Annotated in this window: 14 protein-coding genes; 9 read left to right on the forward strand and 5 right to left on the reverse strand. The window is 37.2% G+C overall.

Annotation, left to right across the window (positions count from 1 at the left end):
• Positions 1-18: 18 nt before the first annotated feature.
• Genes C9J29_RS14880 through C9J29_RS14895 form a run of 4 tightly spaced genes read right to left on the reverse strand, consistent with a single transcriptional unit; the run spans position 19 to position 3874 of the window.
• Positions 19-1011, reverse strand: coding sequence for an ABC transporter ATP-binding protein (locus C9J29_RS14880; RefSeq protein WP_107922376.1), 993 nt, complete (start codon positions 1009-1011; stop codon positions 19-21).
• Complete coding sequence (locus C9J29_RS14885) at positions 1008-2021, reverse strand: ABC transporter ATP-binding protein (protein WP_107922377.1); 1014 nt, start codon at positions 2019-2021, stop codon at positions 1008-1010. Before C9J29_RS14885 ends, C9J29_RS14880 begins: the two co-directional genes overlap by 4 nt.
• Before the next feature lie 15 nt (positions 2022-2036).
• Positions 2037-2957, reverse strand: a complete 921-nt coding sequence (gene nikB / locus C9J29_RS14890) for a nickel ABC transporter permease (RefSeq protein WP_107922378.1) — start codon at positions 2955-2957, stop codon at positions 2037-2039.
• Positions 2958-2971: 14 nt separating this feature from the next.
• Entirely contained in the window at positions 2972-3874 is a 903-nt protein-coding gene (locus tag C9J29_RS14895; protein ID WP_008176675.1) for an ABC transporter permease, read from the reverse strand.
• Positions 3875-4055: 181 nt separating this feature from the next.
• On the opposite strand from C9J29_RS14895, the gene C9J29_RS14900 reads away from it, so the two are divergent.
• From C9J29_RS14900 to C9J29_RS14925, 6 genes are all read left to right on the forward strand, one after another.
• On the forward strand, positions 4056-5615 hold the full coding sequence (locus C9J29_RS14900) for a glutathione ABC transporter substrate-binding protein (RefSeq protein ID WP_107922379.1): 1560 nt from the start codon (positions 4056-4058) through the stop codon (positions 5613-5615).
• 42 nt (positions 5616-5657) lie between these two features.
• Positions 5658-6908, forward strand: a complete 1251-nt coding sequence (locus C9J29_RS14905) for an amidohydrolase family protein (RefSeq protein ID WP_043990197.1) — start codon at positions 5658-5660, stop codon at positions 6906-6908.
• Complete coding sequence (locus tag C9J29_RS14910; protein ID WP_107922380.1) at positions 6905-8116, forward strand: amidohydrolase; 1212 nt, start codon at positions 6905-6907, stop codon at positions 8114-8116. Before C9J29_RS14905 ends, C9J29_RS14910 begins: the two co-directional genes overlap by 4 nt.
• Positions 8117-8284: 168 nt before the next feature.
• Positions 8285-9190, forward strand: coding sequence for a DMT family transporter (locus tag C9J29_RS14915; RefSeq protein WP_107922381.1), 906 nt, complete (start codon positions 8285-8287; stop codon positions 9188-9190).
• Positions 9191-9952: 762 nt separating this feature from the next.
• Positions 9953-11221: an L-lactate MFS transporter gene (locus tag C9J29_RS14920; protein ID WP_008176685.1), complete on the forward strand. Its 1269-nt coding sequence runs from the start codon at positions 9953-9955 to the stop codon at positions 11219-11221.
• 268 nt (positions 11222-11489) lie between these two features.
• Positions 11490-12182: an AIM24 family protein gene (locus tag C9J29_RS14925; RefSeq protein ID WP_008176687.1), complete on the forward strand. Its 693-nt coding sequence runs from the start codon at positions 11490-11492 to the stop codon at positions 12180-12182.
• A 43-nt stretch (positions 12183-12225) separates the two neighbouring features.
• Here C9J29_RS14925 and C9J29_RS14930 read toward each other — a convergent pair whose 3' ends face one another.
• On the reverse strand, positions 12226-13476 hold the full coding sequence (locus C9J29_RS14930) for a BaiN/RdsA family NAD(P)/FAD-dependent oxidoreductase (RefSeq protein ID WP_008176688.1): 1251 nt from the start codon (positions 13474-13476) through the stop codon (positions 12226-12228).
• 287 nt (positions 13477-13763) lie between these two features.
• Here C9J29_RS14930 and asnB point away from each other — a divergent pair, with 287 nt between their 5' ends.
• The 3 genes from asnB (at position 13764) to C9J29_RS14945 (ending at position 18219) form a co-directional block, all read left to right on the forward strand.
• Complete coding sequence (asnB, locus tag C9J29_RS14935; RefSeq protein ID WP_089985632.1) at positions 13764-15611, forward strand: asparagine synthase (glutamine-hydrolyzing); 1848 nt, start codon at positions 13764-13766, stop codon at positions 15609-15611.
• Between the two features lie 270 nt (positions 15612-15881).
• Positions 15882-17495: a putative polysaccharide biosynthesis protein gene (locus C9J29_RS14940; RefSeq protein ID WP_025117504.1), complete on the forward strand. Its 1614-nt coding sequence runs from the start codon at positions 15882-15884 to the stop codon at positions 17493-17495.
• 10 nt (positions 17496-17505) lie between these two features.
• Positions 17506-18219, forward strand: a complete 714-nt coding sequence (locus C9J29_RS14945) for a pseudouridine synthase (protein ID WP_008176694.1) — start codon at positions 17506-17508, stop codon at positions 18217-18219.
• Positions 18220-18230: the final 11 nt, after the last annotated feature.

Raw genomic sequence — 18230 nt, forward strand, 5'->3', positions numbered from 1 at the left:
TTATAAGTGTAAGTTACATTAAACTAAATTTTCTGCAAAATGGCAAGCTACCTTATGGGTTGCCGTAATTTCCCGTAAAGCGGGCACCTCTGCTTTACATTTATCTGTAGCGAACGGACAACGTGTATGGAAGCTACAGCCTGTGGGGGGATTTAACGGTGATGGTAGATCTCCCTTTAAAATAATACGCTCCTTACGATGCTCCTTATCAATGACTGGAATCGACGAAAACAGTGCTTTTGTATAAGGGTGATGCGGCTGGGTGAAAAGGGATTGCTTATCAGCAATTTCTACGACTTTTCCAAGATACATAACCATTATCCGGTCTGATATATGGCGCACCACACTTAAATCATGTGAGATAAATAAAAAGGTTAAATCTAAATCTTTTTGTAGCTGTTTCAGTAAATTTAAAATTTGTGCTTGGATAGATACGTCCAGGGCAGAAACTGATTCATCACAAATAATAATTTTGGGATTGACCGCAAGTGCTCTTGCGATCCCAATACGTTGACGTTGCCCACCAGAAAATTCATGTGGATAACGCTCTAAATATTCTGGTCGCAGTCCAACAAGTGACATTAATTCAATCATGCGTGCCTCTTGCTGCTCTGGAGGAACTATTTTTTGAATAGACATGGCCTCTGTTAACATTTTGCGAATGGTGCGTCTTGGGTTCAGAGATGCATAAGGATCTTGGAAAATTATTTGAATGTCCTTGCGCGCTACTCGCAGCTCTTTTTTATTCATCGTTACTAAATTTTTGCCGAATAATAACACTTCTCCAGATGTAGGCTCATCTAATCTTAAAATAGAGCGACCTGTCGTTGATTTACCGCAGCCAGATTCTCCAACAATACTAAGTGTTTCACCAGGCATAATCTCAAAGGAAACACCGTCCACCGCTTTAACCACCTGCTGTGGACCGAAGAGTTTTTCTTTTTTTAAGGAAAAATGTTGTTTTAAATTATTTACTTGTAATAGTGGCTGTGCTTGCTGCTCTTTTATCATAAGGTCATCTCCTCCATAAGTGTTGCTCCCTGCCATTCCTTACTGTACATCCAGCATCTTACCTTTTTCCCTGGCTCAATCGTAAGAAGTTCAGGCTGTTTTTCAAGGCATAAGTCTGTAGCAAATGGACAGCGTTCTGCATAGCGGCAGCCAATTGGATAATGATATGGACTTGGAACGGTTCCATGAATAGTAGATAATTCCTCTTGATCCTCATATAGTTTTGGCAAGGATTGAATTAAACCATTAGTATAAGGATGTAATGGTTTTTCAAAAAGGCTATCAGTTGTGCCTTCCTCTACAACCTGCCCTGCATACATAACGGCGATTTTATCGCAAATCTCAGCTACAACACCAAGATCATGGGTAATGAAGATAATGCTCATTCCTAACTGCTTTTGCAAATTTTGAATAATATCAATAATTTGAGCTTGAATGGTTACATCTAAGGCAGTCGTCGGTTCGTCAGCAATTAAAACATCTGGCGTACAAGCAAGTGCCATCGCTATCATAATACGTTGACGCATCCCGCCACTTAGCTGATACGGCTCTTGTTTCGCTCTTTTTTCAGGGGCTGGAATGCCAACTAGGCGAATCATATCCACCGCTTTTTGCCATGCTTCTTTACGTGATAAACCTTGGTGTAAACGAATGGATTCAGCGATTTGTTCACCAACGGATAGCACAGGATTTAAGCTTGTCATAGGCTCTTGGAAAATCATTGATATTTTATTGCCTCGAATTTTACGTAATTCTTCATCTGATAATTTCAAGATGTCTGTATTGTTTAAAAGAATTTCACCATTAACAATTTTGCCAGGGGGTGAAGGGACTAATCGAAGTAGTGATAGGGAAGTCATGGATTTCCCACAACCAGATTCTCCGACAATGCCCAGTGTTTCTCCTTTTTGAAGTGTAAAGGAAACACCGTCCACAGCTTTAGCGACTCCCTCACTCGAATAAAAAAAAGTTTGTAAATTCTTAACTTCTAACACTGTATCTTGTTTCATCTGTTTTTTCCCTCCCTAGTTTAAATCCATCCGTTTATTAAAGATTCGATACAAAATATCGACGAAAAGATTAATGAATACGAATATTAATGAAGCGACTAGCACGCCTCCTTGAACGATTGGTATATCTCGTGTACGAATTGCATCGACAATCATTCGACCTAATCCGTTCACGGCGAAAACAGATTCTACTAATACTGTGCCGCCAAGTAAACTACCAAACTGTAAGCCTACTACTGTAATAACTGGAATTAAAGCATTCCTTAATGCATGCTTTAAAATGATAATATAACCTTTTAAGCCTTTAGCTTTAGCCGTTCGAATATAATCTTGATTGACGACTTCTAACATACTTGAACGTGTCATACGTGCAACGATGGCAGCACCACCTGCGCCGAGTGTAACCGCAGGTAGAATAATATGTTTAGCACTGTCCCAGCCTGCAACAGGTAGCCAATGTAACTGAACGGAGAAAACGTACATTAATAAAATACCTAACCAGAAACTAGGGAGCGAGATTCCTAATAATGCCACAATCATTAAACCAACATCCATGAAGGAATAAGGGCGGATTGCTGAGATGATGCCGGCAATCAGCCCGAGAACAATAGTAATTAAAATACTATAAAAGGCCAGCTCAATTGTAATTGGTAAACGAGCCGTAATTTCTTCAAATACAGGTTGATTATTTTTTAAAGAATGACCCATGTCACCTTGTAAAAGATTTTTAATGTAATCTGTATATTGAGTAGCTAAAGGCTTATTCAGTCCTAAATTTTCACGCAATTCATTAACGGTTTCTTGTGAAGCTCCTTCACCAGCTAAAATGATGGCCGGATCGCCTGGAATCATTTGCATAATTAGAAAAACAACAAGCGTTACACCGAGCGTCACGGGGATAATTTGAGCAAGTCGTTTTAGGATAAATAATGTCATATAACTTCTCTCCTTTAATTTTTCATTCTTGGATCTAAAGCATCTCGTAAACCATCTCCGAATAGGTTAAATCCTAGAACAAGGATGGAAATCATAATACCTGGGAAAAGGGCCATATATGGGGCCGTAAAAAGAAAATCCCTCCCATTGGATAGCATGGCACCCCATTCAGGAGATGGCGGTTGTGCACCTAATCCTAAGAATGACAGACCTGCAGCAGATAAAATGGCTGTTGCTAAACGCATAGATGCTTGGACAATAATAGGTGATAAAATATTCGGGAAGATATGCTTGATTAATATGGTCATATCATTCGCACCGAGTGTTTTAACAGCATCGATATATTCTAATTTTTTTACTTCCATTGTCGATCCACGTACAATACGGGCAAACATAGGGATGGAAAAGAATCCAACAGCAATAGTTACATTAATAAGACTTGGTCCTAATGCGCTGACAATCGCTAAAGCTAGTAATATACCTGGAAAGGCAAGCATGATATCTAAAATACGACTAATAATCGAATCAATCCATCTTCCATAGTAGCCAGAGATAAGGCCGAGGATTGTCCCAATTGTTCCACCAAATAACACGGCTGAAATACCAACACCAAGAGATAAACGGGAGCCATATAATATTCGACTTAAAATATCTCGTCCTTTGTCATCTGTCCCCATTAAATGATCTAAACTGGGTCCTTGTAATTTTTGATCTAACTGAACATCGAATGGATCATAAGGAGCTATAATTGGCCCGATAAGAAACATCAATATATAGAGAAGAATGATGATACCCCCTGCGACAGCGGCCTTATTTTTTTTGATTTTGTTTAGGAACGAGACAAGATTCTTTTTTCTAGAAGCTTTACGTGCATTCACTAAAACAGCATGGTCTATAGTAGTAGTTACTTTATCCATAATGAAACTCCTTTTCTATTTGATTTGATTTCAATTTAGTGAAAAGCGTAAAGAATGTAAATATTTTAGAAGGTATTAGTCAGAAAATTTAAAAAACAAGTAAAGATTTTAAAAAACAAGTGAATTTTATTTCTTTATAATTCGAAATGTAAGGACGAAAACATAAAAGGAGGAAATGTTTATGAAGAGAATGAAGGTTTTTTTATTGATGACACTAATTACTGTTCTAGTTTTGCAGGCATGCTCAACTGCTAGTAATAAGAGTGCTGAAGGTTCCAATGAGGGATCGAAAAGTGTAGGAGGGGAATTAGTTGTTTTAAGAGCATCAGATGCAACAAGCCTGGATCCTCACTTTATTACTGATATCCCTTCAGCGAATATAATTCATGGCAAAGTATATGAAACACTTGTTGCTTTTGATAGAGATCGTAAAATTGCTCCATTACTTGCAAAAGAGTGGGAACAAAAAGATGATGTCACATGGACGTTTAATTTAAATGAAGGCATTAAATTCCATGATGGAGCTGATTTTAATGCGGAAGCTGTAAAAGCTACATTCGATCGCATTTTAGATCCAGAGACTGGTTCACCACAGCGTGATAAATTATCAATGATTAGTGAAGTAGTAGTCGATGATACGTATGTTGTCACGATGAAATTAAAGGAGCCATATGCACCACTTTTATCAATTTTAGCAAGTCAGGAAGGTAGTATGATTAGCCCGAAAGCTATTGCAGAAGCGGCAGATGAATTAGCAACACATCCAGTAGGGACAGGTCCATTTGTATTTGATGCTTGGAAATCGGGTCAAGAAATTACATTAAATTCAAACAAAGACTATTGGGGTACGGTACCAAAAGTAGATAAAGTAACATTTAAAGTAGTACCCGAGGATTCTACACGTTTAGCGATGATTGAAAGCGGAGAAGCGCATATCGCTGAGCAAGTACCAGTAACTGAAATTGATCGTATTGAAAATTCGTCAACTATGAATCTATTCCGTGCAGAAGGATTGGCAGTAGAATTCATTGGTTTCAATGTGAAGGATGAACTGTTATCAGATGTTAAAGTGCGTCAAGCAATTAGTTATGCAGTGGACCGTGAAGCAATTATTAGCGGTATTTATGATAATGTAGGCACACTTGCCAATTCCGCAATGAGTCCAAAAATTATCGGTTATTCTAGTGAAACAAAGCCATATGATTATGATGTAGTAAAAGCAAAAGAACTACTAAAAGAAGCGGGTGTTAAAGAAGGAACAAAAGTTAAATTACTAACGAGCGACCGTAAAGAGCGTATTAATATGGCAGAGGTTATTCAATCTCAATTGAAGGGCATTGGTCTAGACGTTGATATTCAAGTAATGGAATACGGCGCATTTATTTCTGAAATTACGAAAGAACAACACCAAATATTTATTAGTGGCTGGGGTAATGCAACTGGAGATGCTGATTATAACCAATTTAATCTATTCCATACGGCTTCTATGGGACCTCCAGGAAACCATTTCTACTATTCAAATCCAGAAATAGACAAGCTAATTGAGCAAGGACGTTCTGAATCAAATCAAGAGGCACGTAATGAAATCTACAAAAAAGCAATGCAAATGGAGTTAGATGATGCTGTGTATATTCCAGTTCGTAACTACGAGCATTTAGCTGTTTACAGTAATGCTGTTAAAGGGTTCTGGTTAGATGCATCTAACTATACGATGATCAGTGGCGTTGAAATTGTAGAATAATCAAACTTGGTGAAACCTACAAATACCAATGAGGAGGAAACTATGAATAAATTACTGCTGAAAAATGTGAGATTAGAAGAGGCATTTGAGCATGAAAATGAACGCATTGTTGCAACGCGTACTGCTATTTATGATGTTCTAATTGTAGATGGATATGTTCAACAAATAGATAAGAATATAGTAGTCGATGGCGATGTAGAGATAGTAGATGCTCAGAAGCAATTATTAGTACCATCTTTCCGAGAAATGCATATTCATATAGATAAAACTTATTTTGGTGGAGAGTGGCAGGCGCCAAGACCTATTACAAAAGGGATATTAACGCGCATCGAGGAAGAACAAACGTTGCTTCCTAAACAATTACCGACCGCGGCTTATCGGGCTGAGGAAATGGTTAAGTGGTTAATTTCACAAGGACATACACATATACGGTCGCATTGTAATGTGGACCCACAAATTGGGACCAAGCATATTGAAATTACAAAGCAAGTATTAGAAACATATCAAGATCAAATTACTTATGATATTGTGGCTTTCCCACAGCATGGTTTACTGCGCTCTAATGTGGAAGGACTGATCCGTGAGGCGATGGCAATGGGGGCAACGCTTGTTGGAGGAGTTGACCCATCCATTGTAGATAGAAATATTGAGAAGTCATTGCAAACAACGATGGCTATTGCTCAAGACTATCAGGCTGGGATTGATATTCATATTCATACAGCTAATACTTTAGGTGAATTTGAATTTTATAAACTAATCGAATTAACCAAACAGGCGAAAAAAGAAGGACAAGTTACAATTAGTCATGCAATGGCGCTTGCGGATTTAGAACAATCAAGATTAGAAAACTTAGTTCAGGCGATGGCTGCTGTTCAAATGGATGTTACAACAACGGTACCAACGGATATTAATCGCTCGACGATACCTATTCCATACCTTTATAACAATGGTGTAAAAGTTTCTGTTGGACATGATAGTTTAACAGATCATTGGTCTCCTTATGGTACAGGAAACACCATTATGAAGTTAAATGTAATGGCGGAGAGATTCCGTTTTATTGATGAATATTCATTAAGTCGCGCTTGGAAATATGCTTCGGGTGGCATTACTCCATTGAATGATGCAGGAGAACGTGTTTGGCCACGGGTTGGTGATAAAGCCAATATGCTTTTAGTAGATGGAATTAGTACTGCGCATGTTGTAGCAAGAAGATGCCCTATTTCTACAGTTATTTCACAAGGACATATTATTCACCAACAGGAAGTTGGAGAGTTGAAAGGAGAATACAGATGAAGCACTGGCTTACAAATGTTCTACTTGAAACAGGAGAATATCTAAAAGAAAATGATACTATCGGTACAAAGGTGGAGCTTTTTCACCTTGAAATTACGGATGGCTTTATTTCTCAAATTGTACCAGCAACACAAACAATTGACTCTCTAGATGAAGTAACAGATATGAAAGGGAAGCTGCTATTACCAGCCTTTAAAGAAATGCATAATCACTTAGATAAGACATACTTATCTTTACCGTGGAAAGCATGTGTGCCTGTAAAAAACTTGAAAGAACGCTTGGGTCGTGAAGCACAAGAATTATCGGTCCTTGCAACGACTGGGAAACAACGAGCTGCAGCCATGATTGAGAAAATCCTCCATAATGGTGCCAATCATATCCGTACACATGTCAATATCGATCCGTACATTGGCTTAAAAAACTTAGAGGGTGTGCTAGAAGCATTGGAAGATTATAAAGATGTTGTGACATCAGAAGTCATTGCCTTTCCACAGCATGGCTTACTAAAAGACGATGTGCCTAAATTATTACGTGAAGCCTTGCGCAATGGGGCAACGATGATTGGTGGGCTAGATCCTGCTGGTATTGATAATTCAATAGAGCCTTCTCTTTATGAAGTCATGAATATCGCACAAGAATTTAACGTAGATGTTGATATTCACCTACATGATGGTGGTCATGTTGGCTATTATACAATCGATAAATGGATCGATATTGTAGAGGATGCAAACTATCAAGGGAGAACGGCTATTAGTCATGCCTTTTCTCTTGGGGATGTAACAGCTTTGGAACAGCATAAAATTGCAGATCGTCTAGCGCAGCAGCAAGTAAAAATTATGTCAACGGTGCCATTTGATTTAAGACGATTAATCCCACCCATTGATTTACTAACAGAGCATGGAGTAGATGTTCACTTTGGTTGTGATGGTTTTTATGATTCATGGAGTCCATATGGCTCTGGAGATATTTTAGAAAAAGCAACGACTTTTGCGGACAATACCCGTAAGCTAGATGAGTGTTCTATTCGACAAACATTAAAATACATTACAAATGGTGTCACACCATTGGATGCCAATGGTCAAAAGGTTTGGCCAAGCGTGCAAGATGAAGCAAGCTTTGTTTTCTTTGACGCCGTTTCTAGCGCTGAAGTCATTGCACGTAAGCCATCAAAACGGGTGGTAATGTCAAAAGGCAAGTTTATCCATTAAGTATCAATCTAAATCCCCCTTATTTAGATACTATAGCAAACTAGAAATTTTCTAGTTTGCTATACTTATGTTTTAATAGATAGGAAGAAATACAAGAAAGGGAAGTAGATTTTTAAAAGAGTTGATCATGAACTATGTAGAAGTCTCTTATATACAGGTGCGATAAATATGAAGCAACTAACGATCTATATGATTTTATTTAGCTGTGTATTTTTTTGGGCCAGTAACTTTATTATTGGCTCTATTTTAATTGAACATTGGTCTCCGATCATGGTTGCTAATTTTAGATTAATGGTCATTGTTCTATTTTTAGGCTGCATTAGTTGGAAGGCAATTATTCGTACAACGTTTACACGCAATGACCTACTGTTGCTGATCATTGCAGGAATACTAGGTGTTTCCGTCAATCACTATAGCTTCTATGCAAGTCTCCAGCATACCTCTCCTATTACCGCGGCATTAATTTTAGCCTGCGCACCGATTGTCACATCTTTACTAAATAAAATGATTTATCATGAATCACGAAACGGTATATTTTGGTTAGGGGCAATCATTTCATTTATAGGAGTTGGCCTCATCATTACTAAAGGAGCCCTCATCACCATTTCTATTGGAAAGGGAGAGGTGCTAAGTTTAATTACGATGCTAAGCTTTGCCTTATTTCTTATTATTGTGAATCATCTCAGTCTGAAATTATCAGCCCAGTCCATCACCTTTTATACAAATCTAATCGGTTTGCTGGTGCTTGTCCCATTTTCGTTTACGATGTGGACACGAATAAATTGGCAAGTAACATACTCTTATTGGATGCTGCTCATTTTATCAGCGGTTATTATTCATGGGATTAGTAATTTACTTTGGAATCAAAAAATGAAGGAGATTGGCTCAACGAATGCTTCGCTATTATTGAATTTTGAGCCAGCTATCGCTATGCTATTAAGTGCGATTTTTTTAAAGCAATTTCCTACAAGTGTCCAAGTATATGGCTCCTTATTGATTTTACTAGGAATTCTGCTATGTATTTACTATAAGGAAATAAGAACTTTGCTTTTTATGAAAAGAAAAACAACTTAAAAAATCTATTATTTTGTACAGTATGTTGGAAATATTTCTAGCATGCTGTTTTTTTTGTATATGTTTTGTTTTTTTACAAAAATAATATTTCACGAAAAATGGACTTGTTCTAGCATATTTATAACCTGATAGAAGCAATTCATTGTGACTCAGAGTGTTGAACGTTCAATTTTAGTTGAAAAAAATATATATTTGAATAATAAAAATGAAGGAAAATTGAAAGTGGTTTGAAAATTATACATTCACTGTATTGTTATAAAAATATTATTTTACAATTTAAAGTAAAAAAAGAGGTGTTATACCATTTTTAAGGATATTTTTAAAAATAAAAAATTTGTCTTTTTCTATTGTGAAATTCTCTCTTATTCTAAAAATTTCTATATTATGTGTAATGCATTTGCTGTATTTCAAGTGTTGTTGCCTCCTGTTAAAAATGGTAAAAAGAGACGTATGTATCTGTTGAATGTGAAATTATGCACAAAAATAATTATTTTGATATAATTAATGGTTATTTGTAAAATAGAGTAGAAAAGTAATAATAGCTAAAAGGTGTTATGCTTTTTGTAGTATAAACGCTGTTTTGCTTAGAAAATGTAGGGTTTATTTAATGAAAAATATTAATGGAAAAACAAAATACTTTTTGGAGAAATAATATTTTTTAGAAAAACATCTTGCATTTGAATAATTCTAAGTGGTAAATTGTTTAACATGGACGTTCATAGAATTTTCACAGGTAGCAAAAGAGGGGAGAAATGAGAATTTATGAATAAAAATAGATGGTTAATTGCATTATCTGCAATCGCTATTCACCTTTCAATCGGTGGAGCCTATGCATACAGTGTATACAAGATACCGATTGTCACAGAAATGGGATGGAGTGAAACAAAGGTAACGGTTGCCTTTACCATTATGATGGGGCTTGCTGGGTTTTCAGCTGCATTATTTGGTAGTTTAGTAGAGAAGATGGGACCACGTAAATCGGCGATGGTAGCAGCGGTCTTATTTGGAGCAGGACAAGCTGGTGCAGGAGTTGCAATTTCAATGGATTCGGTCGTGTTGTACTGGTTAACATATGGCGTACTTAGTGGATTAGGTATGGGGATTGGTTATATTGCGCCAGTATCAACGCTTGTAAAATGGTTCCCAGATCGACGAGGTCTAGCAACAGGGATGGCCGTACTTGGTTTTGGATCTGGTGCACTAATTACAGCGCCAGTCGCAGCCAACTTAATGGAGGCAGTTGGCATCTCTACAACATACTTTATTTTAGGGGCAAGTTATTTCACGTTAATGATTTTAGGGGCTTCATATATAGCGCCGCCTAAGCCTGGTTATATGCCAGCTAATATGAAGGCAGCAGCCGATAACGGCAAAGAAGTAGTAAAGAAAGATTTAGCAGTTATGTCAGCACGTGAGGCTGTCAAAACAAAGCATTTCTGGATGCTATGGTCTATGCATTTAGTGAATGTTACTGCAGGAATTATGATGATTTCTGTTGCCTCACCTATGGCGCAGGAAATTGTCGGGCTATCAGTTGCAGGAGCTGCAGCGATGGTAGGAATCATGGGGTTATTTAATGGTGGTGGTCGTTTAATTTGGGCCGCTGTATCTGATTATATTGGACGTTCAAATGTATTTGTTATTTTCTTTACAGCACAGCTAATTACATTTATCGTTTTACCACATACAACGAACGTGATTATTTTCCAAGCACTTATTTTCTTAGTCGTTAGTTGCTATGGTGGAGGATTCTCAAATTTACCTGCTTTTGCAAGTGATTTATTTGGAACGAAACAACTTGGTGTGATCCATGGTTATTTATTAACAACTTGGTCATTGGGTGGTATTTTCGGACCGTTGTTAGTAAGCACTATCAAAAATGCTTATGGAAGCTATATTCCTGTATTCTATGTATTTGCAGGGTTAATCGCTGCTTCATTAATCATTTCAATCACATTACGTGCTGATGTACGTAAACAAACTGCTTTAAAAGCGGCACAAAATGTTGGAGACGTTTCCGCTACTCAATAATCTATTTTTGCGATAACTGTATAGGTGTCATTTCGCACATGGCACTTATATAGTTATTTTTTTGCATTGATTGTTATATAACAATTATCGGTTCCTCGTTTAATGTATAACAGTGCATACCTGATGTCAATACCATTACTGGAAATGAAAAAATTTCGTTATTAAAAGAGAAAATTTGTAACGAAAGATGGGGTAAGGGATAAAGCGCTAAAATTTGAATCTTTTCTCAAAAGTAATCGTATATAAAGTAATTAGGGAGGGATCTACTATGGGGAAATTTTCTTTAGATGAATTTGTTCATAAAACACAGCAGGATGATCAAGAAAATGATTATTTTGAATTGGAAACTGAGCGTGTATTAGAGGTTAATTTAAACGGTGAAGTATGGTCCAAAATGGGCGCAATGATTTCCTATACAGGAGACATTAAATTTGAACGTGAGCGCGTGTTGGAGCACGGACTTGGTAAGATGTTTAAAAAGGCTTTAACAGGTGAAGGTACACAATTGATGAAAGCAAGTGGAAAGGGCAGACTTTATTTAGCCGATCAAGGTAAGAAAGTAACCGTCTTTGATTTGAAAAACGACAGTCTTTGTGTAAATGGTAATGATCTACTTGCTTTTGAGCCTAGCATCAACTGGGATATACGGTTAATGCGAAAAATGGCTGGCATCATGTCAGGTGGTTTATTTAATGTAACGTTACAAGGGACAGGGAAAGTAGCGATTACAACACACTTCGAACCATTAACATTATTAGTAAAACCAGGTGAAACGGTTTATACTGACCCACATGCCACTGTCGCGTGGTCAGGGAATTTAACACCTGAGTTTAAAACAGATATTAGCTTCCGTACATTTATTGGTCGTGGAAGTGGCGAATCAATCCAGATGGCGTTTTCGGGTGAGGGCTTTGTCATTATCCAGCCATTTGAAGAAGTATATATGTCTAGTGAAAGCTAAAAAAGCGTGTCCGCTTTGTCCGGACACGCTTTTTCTTCTATTATTATAATGCCGCATTCATTCCTGCAATACGTCCCGTTACAAGGGCAGAGGTAATATTATAACCTCCTGTATAGCCGTGAATATCTAGGATTTCACCACAGAAGAATAGGCCTTCTTTTCTCTTGGAAGCCATTGTTTTTGGCTCAATTTCTTTTACGGAGACACCACCACCTGTAACGAATGCTTTATCAAGTGATTGTGTGCCACTTACTGTCAAAGTGAAGTTAACGAGTAAACGAGCTAGCTGACGAATTTTATCTTGGGATAATTCGGCACCCGTTACTTGTACATCGATATTTGCCTGTTCACATAAAAATAATAGCCAACGTTCTGGGGCGATGCCTTTCCAAATATTTTTCACAGCTTTTTTCGGATCCTCTTTGATCAACTTATTTAAATATTGTAGACATGTTTCTTCATTATAATTAGTTAAAGTTTGTATACGCATTGTTACGGGCTCATAGCCTGTTTTCATTAATTCTTTCACAACGAATTGGCTACAGCGTAAAACGGCAGGACCGCTTAAGCCAAAGTGTGTAAAGAGCATGTCCATTTGATGGGTAACGAGTACCTTACCTTTTTTGTTTAGCACAGAGACAGCAACATCACGTAAGGCTAGACCCTGTAGTTCACGTGCTTGAATGAAGTCCTCTTTCGAGATAACAGGGACTTCTGTTGGGAATAAAGTTGTAATTGTATGGCCAGCTCGCTCTGCCCATGGATAGCCATCGCCTGTCGATCCCGTTTGTGGGACAGCCTTGCCACCAACGGCTACAATGACGGCTTGGCTACGAATTTCGGAGCCATCTGTAAGACGGACACCGAGAATTTTTTCTTCATCCATGACAAGCTTGTTAACGGCTGTGTGTAAACGAACTTCAACATGTAAACGTTGAAGCTGACGAATTAGCGCATCGACAACATCTTGTGCACGGTTAGATACAGGAAACATTCTACCATGATCCTCTTCTTTTAGAGCAACACCAAGCCCTTCAAAAAATGCGATAATATCTTCATTATTATAAACGGTAAAAGGACTATAAAGAAAACGACCATTACCAGGTATATGCTTCACGATTTCTTCAACAGGCAAACGATTGGTCACATTACAGCGCCCGCCACCAGAAATGGCTAATTTTTTTCCAAGTTTTGCACCTTTTTCTAACAATAAAACTTTCTTTTTCCGCTCTCCAGCAGCAATCGCCGCCATTAAACCAGATGGGCCACCACCGATCACGATTACATCATACATAGTTAGAAACTCACTTTCTTTTCAATTTAGGAATCTTTCCTATTATACATGAAGTCTATATAGAGTAGGGGCTTCTTTGACATTGAAAATAATAGCAAAGTGTTTTATAATTCTTTATCCCTTCCTTCGTATTGAAGGGTATTTTATAGTAGAATGAAACACAATAAATTTTGTTATACAATTATATCGATGAAAGTTTCCTTTATTAGCATAGTCAGCATGAAATGAATGTCTTTTCATGCTATTATGGTAAAGGTTATGCACTAAATTATGAGGTGAAAAATAGAATGTGCGGATTTATAGGTTATATTAATGGAACAAATGTGATTGATCATCATCAAACAATTGAAAATATGATGAATACAATTATTCACCGCGGGCCAGATAGTGGTGGTATTCACAGTGACGATACAGTAACGTTAGGATTTAGACGATTAAGTATTATTGATTTATCAGATGTAGCGAATCAGCCATTATATAGTGAAGACGGCAATATTGTGCTTGTATTCAATGGAGAGATTTTTAACTTCCAAGAGCTGCGTGCAGATCTTATTGAAAAAGGACATACTTTTAAAACGCAATCAGATAGTGAAGTTATTATTTATGGCTATGTAGAGTATGGTGTAGACTTTGTGAAAAAGCTACGTGGTATGTTTGCTTTCTGTATTTGGGATAAAAAGAATGATTTACAATTCATTGCTCGTGATGGTTTTGGTATTAAACCATTGTATTACTCTGAACATACAACAGATGGTACGTTTATTTTTGGCTCTGAAATTAAATCATTTTTACCACATCCTTCATTTATTAAAGAATTAAATAAAAAGGCATTACGTCCTTATTTAACATTCCAATATTCTTCGATGGATGAGACATTCTTTAAAGGGGTCTTTAAATTACCACCAGCACACTATATGCTCATTCAAAATGGCAAAAAGCAAATTGTGCAATATTGGGATAAAAAATTCCATGCTAAAGAAGCATCCATTGAAAAATACATTGAAGAAATTCGTTCAACTGTTAAAGAATCAGTAGAAGCTCATAAAATCAGTGATGTAAAAGTTGGTTCATTCTTATCAGGTGGTATTGACTCAAGTTATATTACGTCCTTATTACGTCCAGATAAATCATTCTCAGTTGGGTTTGCTGATTATGAAGATATGTTTAATGAAACGAACCTAGCTAAAGATTTATCTGATACGTTAAATATTCAAAATGAACGTAAATATATTACGGCAGATGAGTGTTTTGAAGCTCTTCCAAAAATCCAATGGCATATGGATGAGCCACAATCGAATCCTTCTTCTGTACCTCTGTACTTCCTTTCAGAGCTAGCCTCTAAAGATGTAACAGTTGTACTATCAGGTGAAGGTGCGGATGAAATTTTCGGTGGCTACTCTTGGTATCAAAACTCAGGAAGAATGCAAAAATATGAAAAACTTCCATTGGGTGTTCGTAAAACGTTACGTGGAATCGCGGAAGCTCTACCTAAAAGCCAATATACGAACTTCCTTATAAAAGGTGGTCAAACGGTAGAGGAACGCTTTATAGGGGAAGCAGTAGTTTGGGATGAAGTAGATGCAATTAATGTTCTAAAACCTGACTATAAAAATGCACCATCTGTAAAATCTATTACAAAACGTATTTATGACGAAGTACCAGGCGAAGATGATGTGACGAAAATGCAGTATTTAGATTTAAATCTTTGGATGCCAGGCGATATTTTATTAAAAGCTGACAAGATGAGTATGGCGCATTCGATTGAATTACGTGTACCATTCTTAGATAAAGAAGTAATGGAATTAGCTAAAAATATTCCTTCTCAATATCGCGTCAACGACATTGATACAAAATATGTTCTGCGCCAAGCTGCACATCAAGAATTACCAGAAGAATGGGCTAAACGTCCGAAGTTAGGCTTCCCAGTACCAATTCGTCACTGGTTACGTGAAGAAAAGTATTACAACATGGTAAAAGAAATGTTTACTACTGACTTTGCCAATGAATTTTTTGATACAAAACAATTAGTTGGCTATTTAGATGAACACTATGAAGGAAAAGCAAACCGAGGTCGTTATATTTGGACAGCCTATGTATTCCTAGTGTGGTATAAAAAGTTCTTTGTGGACATGTAATAAAGAAATGGGCTTTAATCGGTGGGGTTTTTTGTAATCCTCACCGATTATTTTCAGGTCTTTTTTCATCAAGTATACTTTTAAATGAACTTTTTGATGATTTTATGCGTCTCATTTCCTATAAATATGTTAAGATTACAGTTGGTTTACTTATGAAACTTTCGAGTGACAGCGCTTGCATGTTGTGACTATAAAAAAACGAAAAGATTTTTATAAGTATGCTTGGAAGTATAACTATAATATTGATTTTACAATGAATGGATGGGTATGATGTCCAATTTAATGAAAGGTACTGCGATATTAACATTGGGGATGTTTTTATCGAAGGTGCTCGGATTAATTTATATTTTTCCGTTTTATGCAATTGTCGGAGAGAAAAATATCGCACTCTATCAATATGCATACATCCCTTACTCTATTATGCTGGCAATCGCCATATCAGGTGCGCCCATTGCTGTCTCCAAATTTGTTTCTAAATACAATGCAATGGGGGATTATCAATCAGGTCGAAAGCTGATGAAATCGGGCATACTCATTATGATGATGACTGGTTTTGCAGCATTTATTGCCCTCTTTTTCCTTGCTACACCTATAGCAGGATTGGTGATTAAAAGTGAAGAACAAGTTTTTACAGTAGATCAGATTGCTTCGGTCATAAGATGGGTTAGCTTTGCCTTAATTGTTGTACCTTTTATGAGTCTTTGGCGAGGTTTCTTCCAAGGCTATGACAAAATGGAGCCTACCGCTGTTTCACAATTAGTCGAGCAAATTGTGCGAATTGTCGTGTTACTAGGCGGTTCCTTTATCGTGGTGGTTGTGTTCAAAGGTAAACCAGAGACTGCCATTTCCTTTGCAGTATTTGCAGCCTTTATCGGAGCGATCGGTGGCTTAGGTGTTCTTTATTATTATTGGAAAAAATATCAGCCTGAATTTAACTTATTACGCAGTCAAAGTGTAACCTCTACACAACTGCCCATGTCCAATATTTATAAAGAAGTTATTACCTACTCCATACCAATGGTGTTCGTAGGTGTAGCCAATCCACTATTCCAATTAGTCGATATGCTTACATTTAATGGGGCTATGACATCCATTGGCTTAGCTGAGGTGACAGATACCTATCTATCGATGATTAACTTTATGACACATAAGGTTGTCATCATTCCTGTCATGCTAGCAACAGGTTTTTCGATGGCGCTTGTCCCGACGATTACAAAATATTACACACAGGGGGAATATTTATCGCTACGTCATGCGATGGATAAAACCTATCAAATTTTAATTTTCATTACATTGCCAGCCGTAGTTGGTATTTCTCTATTAGCAAATGAAATTTACTTTATGCTGTATTCTGAAAGTGAAATGGGTTCGATGATTTTAGCCCATTATGCGCCTGTTGCCATTTTATTTGCGTTATTCCAAGTGACAGCTGCCCTATTACAAGGAATAGATTTTCAAAAATGGATTGTCTTCAGCTTATTATCAGGAATTTTCGTTAAACTAGCGCTAAATATCCCATTAATTCGTTTATTGGAGGCAGATGGCGCTATTGTAGCAACTGCAATCGGTTATAGTGTATCCATTATTATTAATATTCTTGTGTTACGTAAAACATTAAATTATCGATCAGAGATGGTCGTTCGACGTGTCATGTTAATTGCATTATTGACTATGGCAATGGCGGTCAGTGTGTTGATTGTCCATAAGCTACTGGAATTACTAATGGGTCCAGTTGATAGTAAATTCTCAGCATTACTGTTCTCTGTTATTTGTGCAGTTGTTGGCGTAGCTGTCTATGGCTTCTTGTCACTCCGTATAGGTTTGGCACAAAAGCTATTAGGTGAACGATTAACTCGTATTATGAGCAAGCTGGGAATGAAATAGGAGTGGTAAGATGCGGTTAGATAAATTACTTGCAAATATGGGATATGGCTCTCGCAAGGAAGTTAAACAGCTATTAAAGCAAAAAGCTGTCACAGTAGATGGTGCTTCTGTCAAAGATGCTGCTATGCATGTTGACCCAGAACAGCAAAATGTGTCCGTCTATGGAGAGCGTGTCGTTTATACAGAATTTGTCTATTTTATGATGAATAAACCACCAGGTGTTATTTCTGCAACAGAAGATTTAAGAGATGAAACAGTTATTGACCTATTGGAGCCATTAGACCAGCATTTTCAACCTTTTCCGGTTGGCCGACTCGATAAAGATACAGAAGGCCTACTGGTATTAACGAATGATGGTATATTAGCTCATAAATTATTGTCTCCTAAAAAACACGTGCCAAAGGTTTATTACGCACATATTGAAGGTGTTGTAACGGAAGAGGACGTAGAGAAATTTGCAGAAGGCGTGGAGCTAGATGATGGGTATATGACAAAGCCTGGCAAGCTTGTTATTCTAAAATCTGCGCCACAATCTGAAATTGAGCTAACCATTCAGGAGGGCAAATTTCATCAGGTGAAGCGAATGTTTGAGTCTGTAGGTAAACGTGTAACCTATTTAAAGCGTATATCTATGGGGAATCTAAAATTAGACGATCACCTGGCGTTAGGAGAATATCGTGAGCTAACTGCAGAAGAATTAAACTGCTTACAAAATAACCCTTAACATGTTCCTCG

Source organism: Lysinibacillus fusiformis (genome assembly GCF_003049525.1).
GTDB classification, from domain to species: domain Bacteria; phylum Bacillota; class Bacilli; order Bacillales_A; family Planococcaceae; genus Lysinibacillus; species Lysinibacillus fusiformis.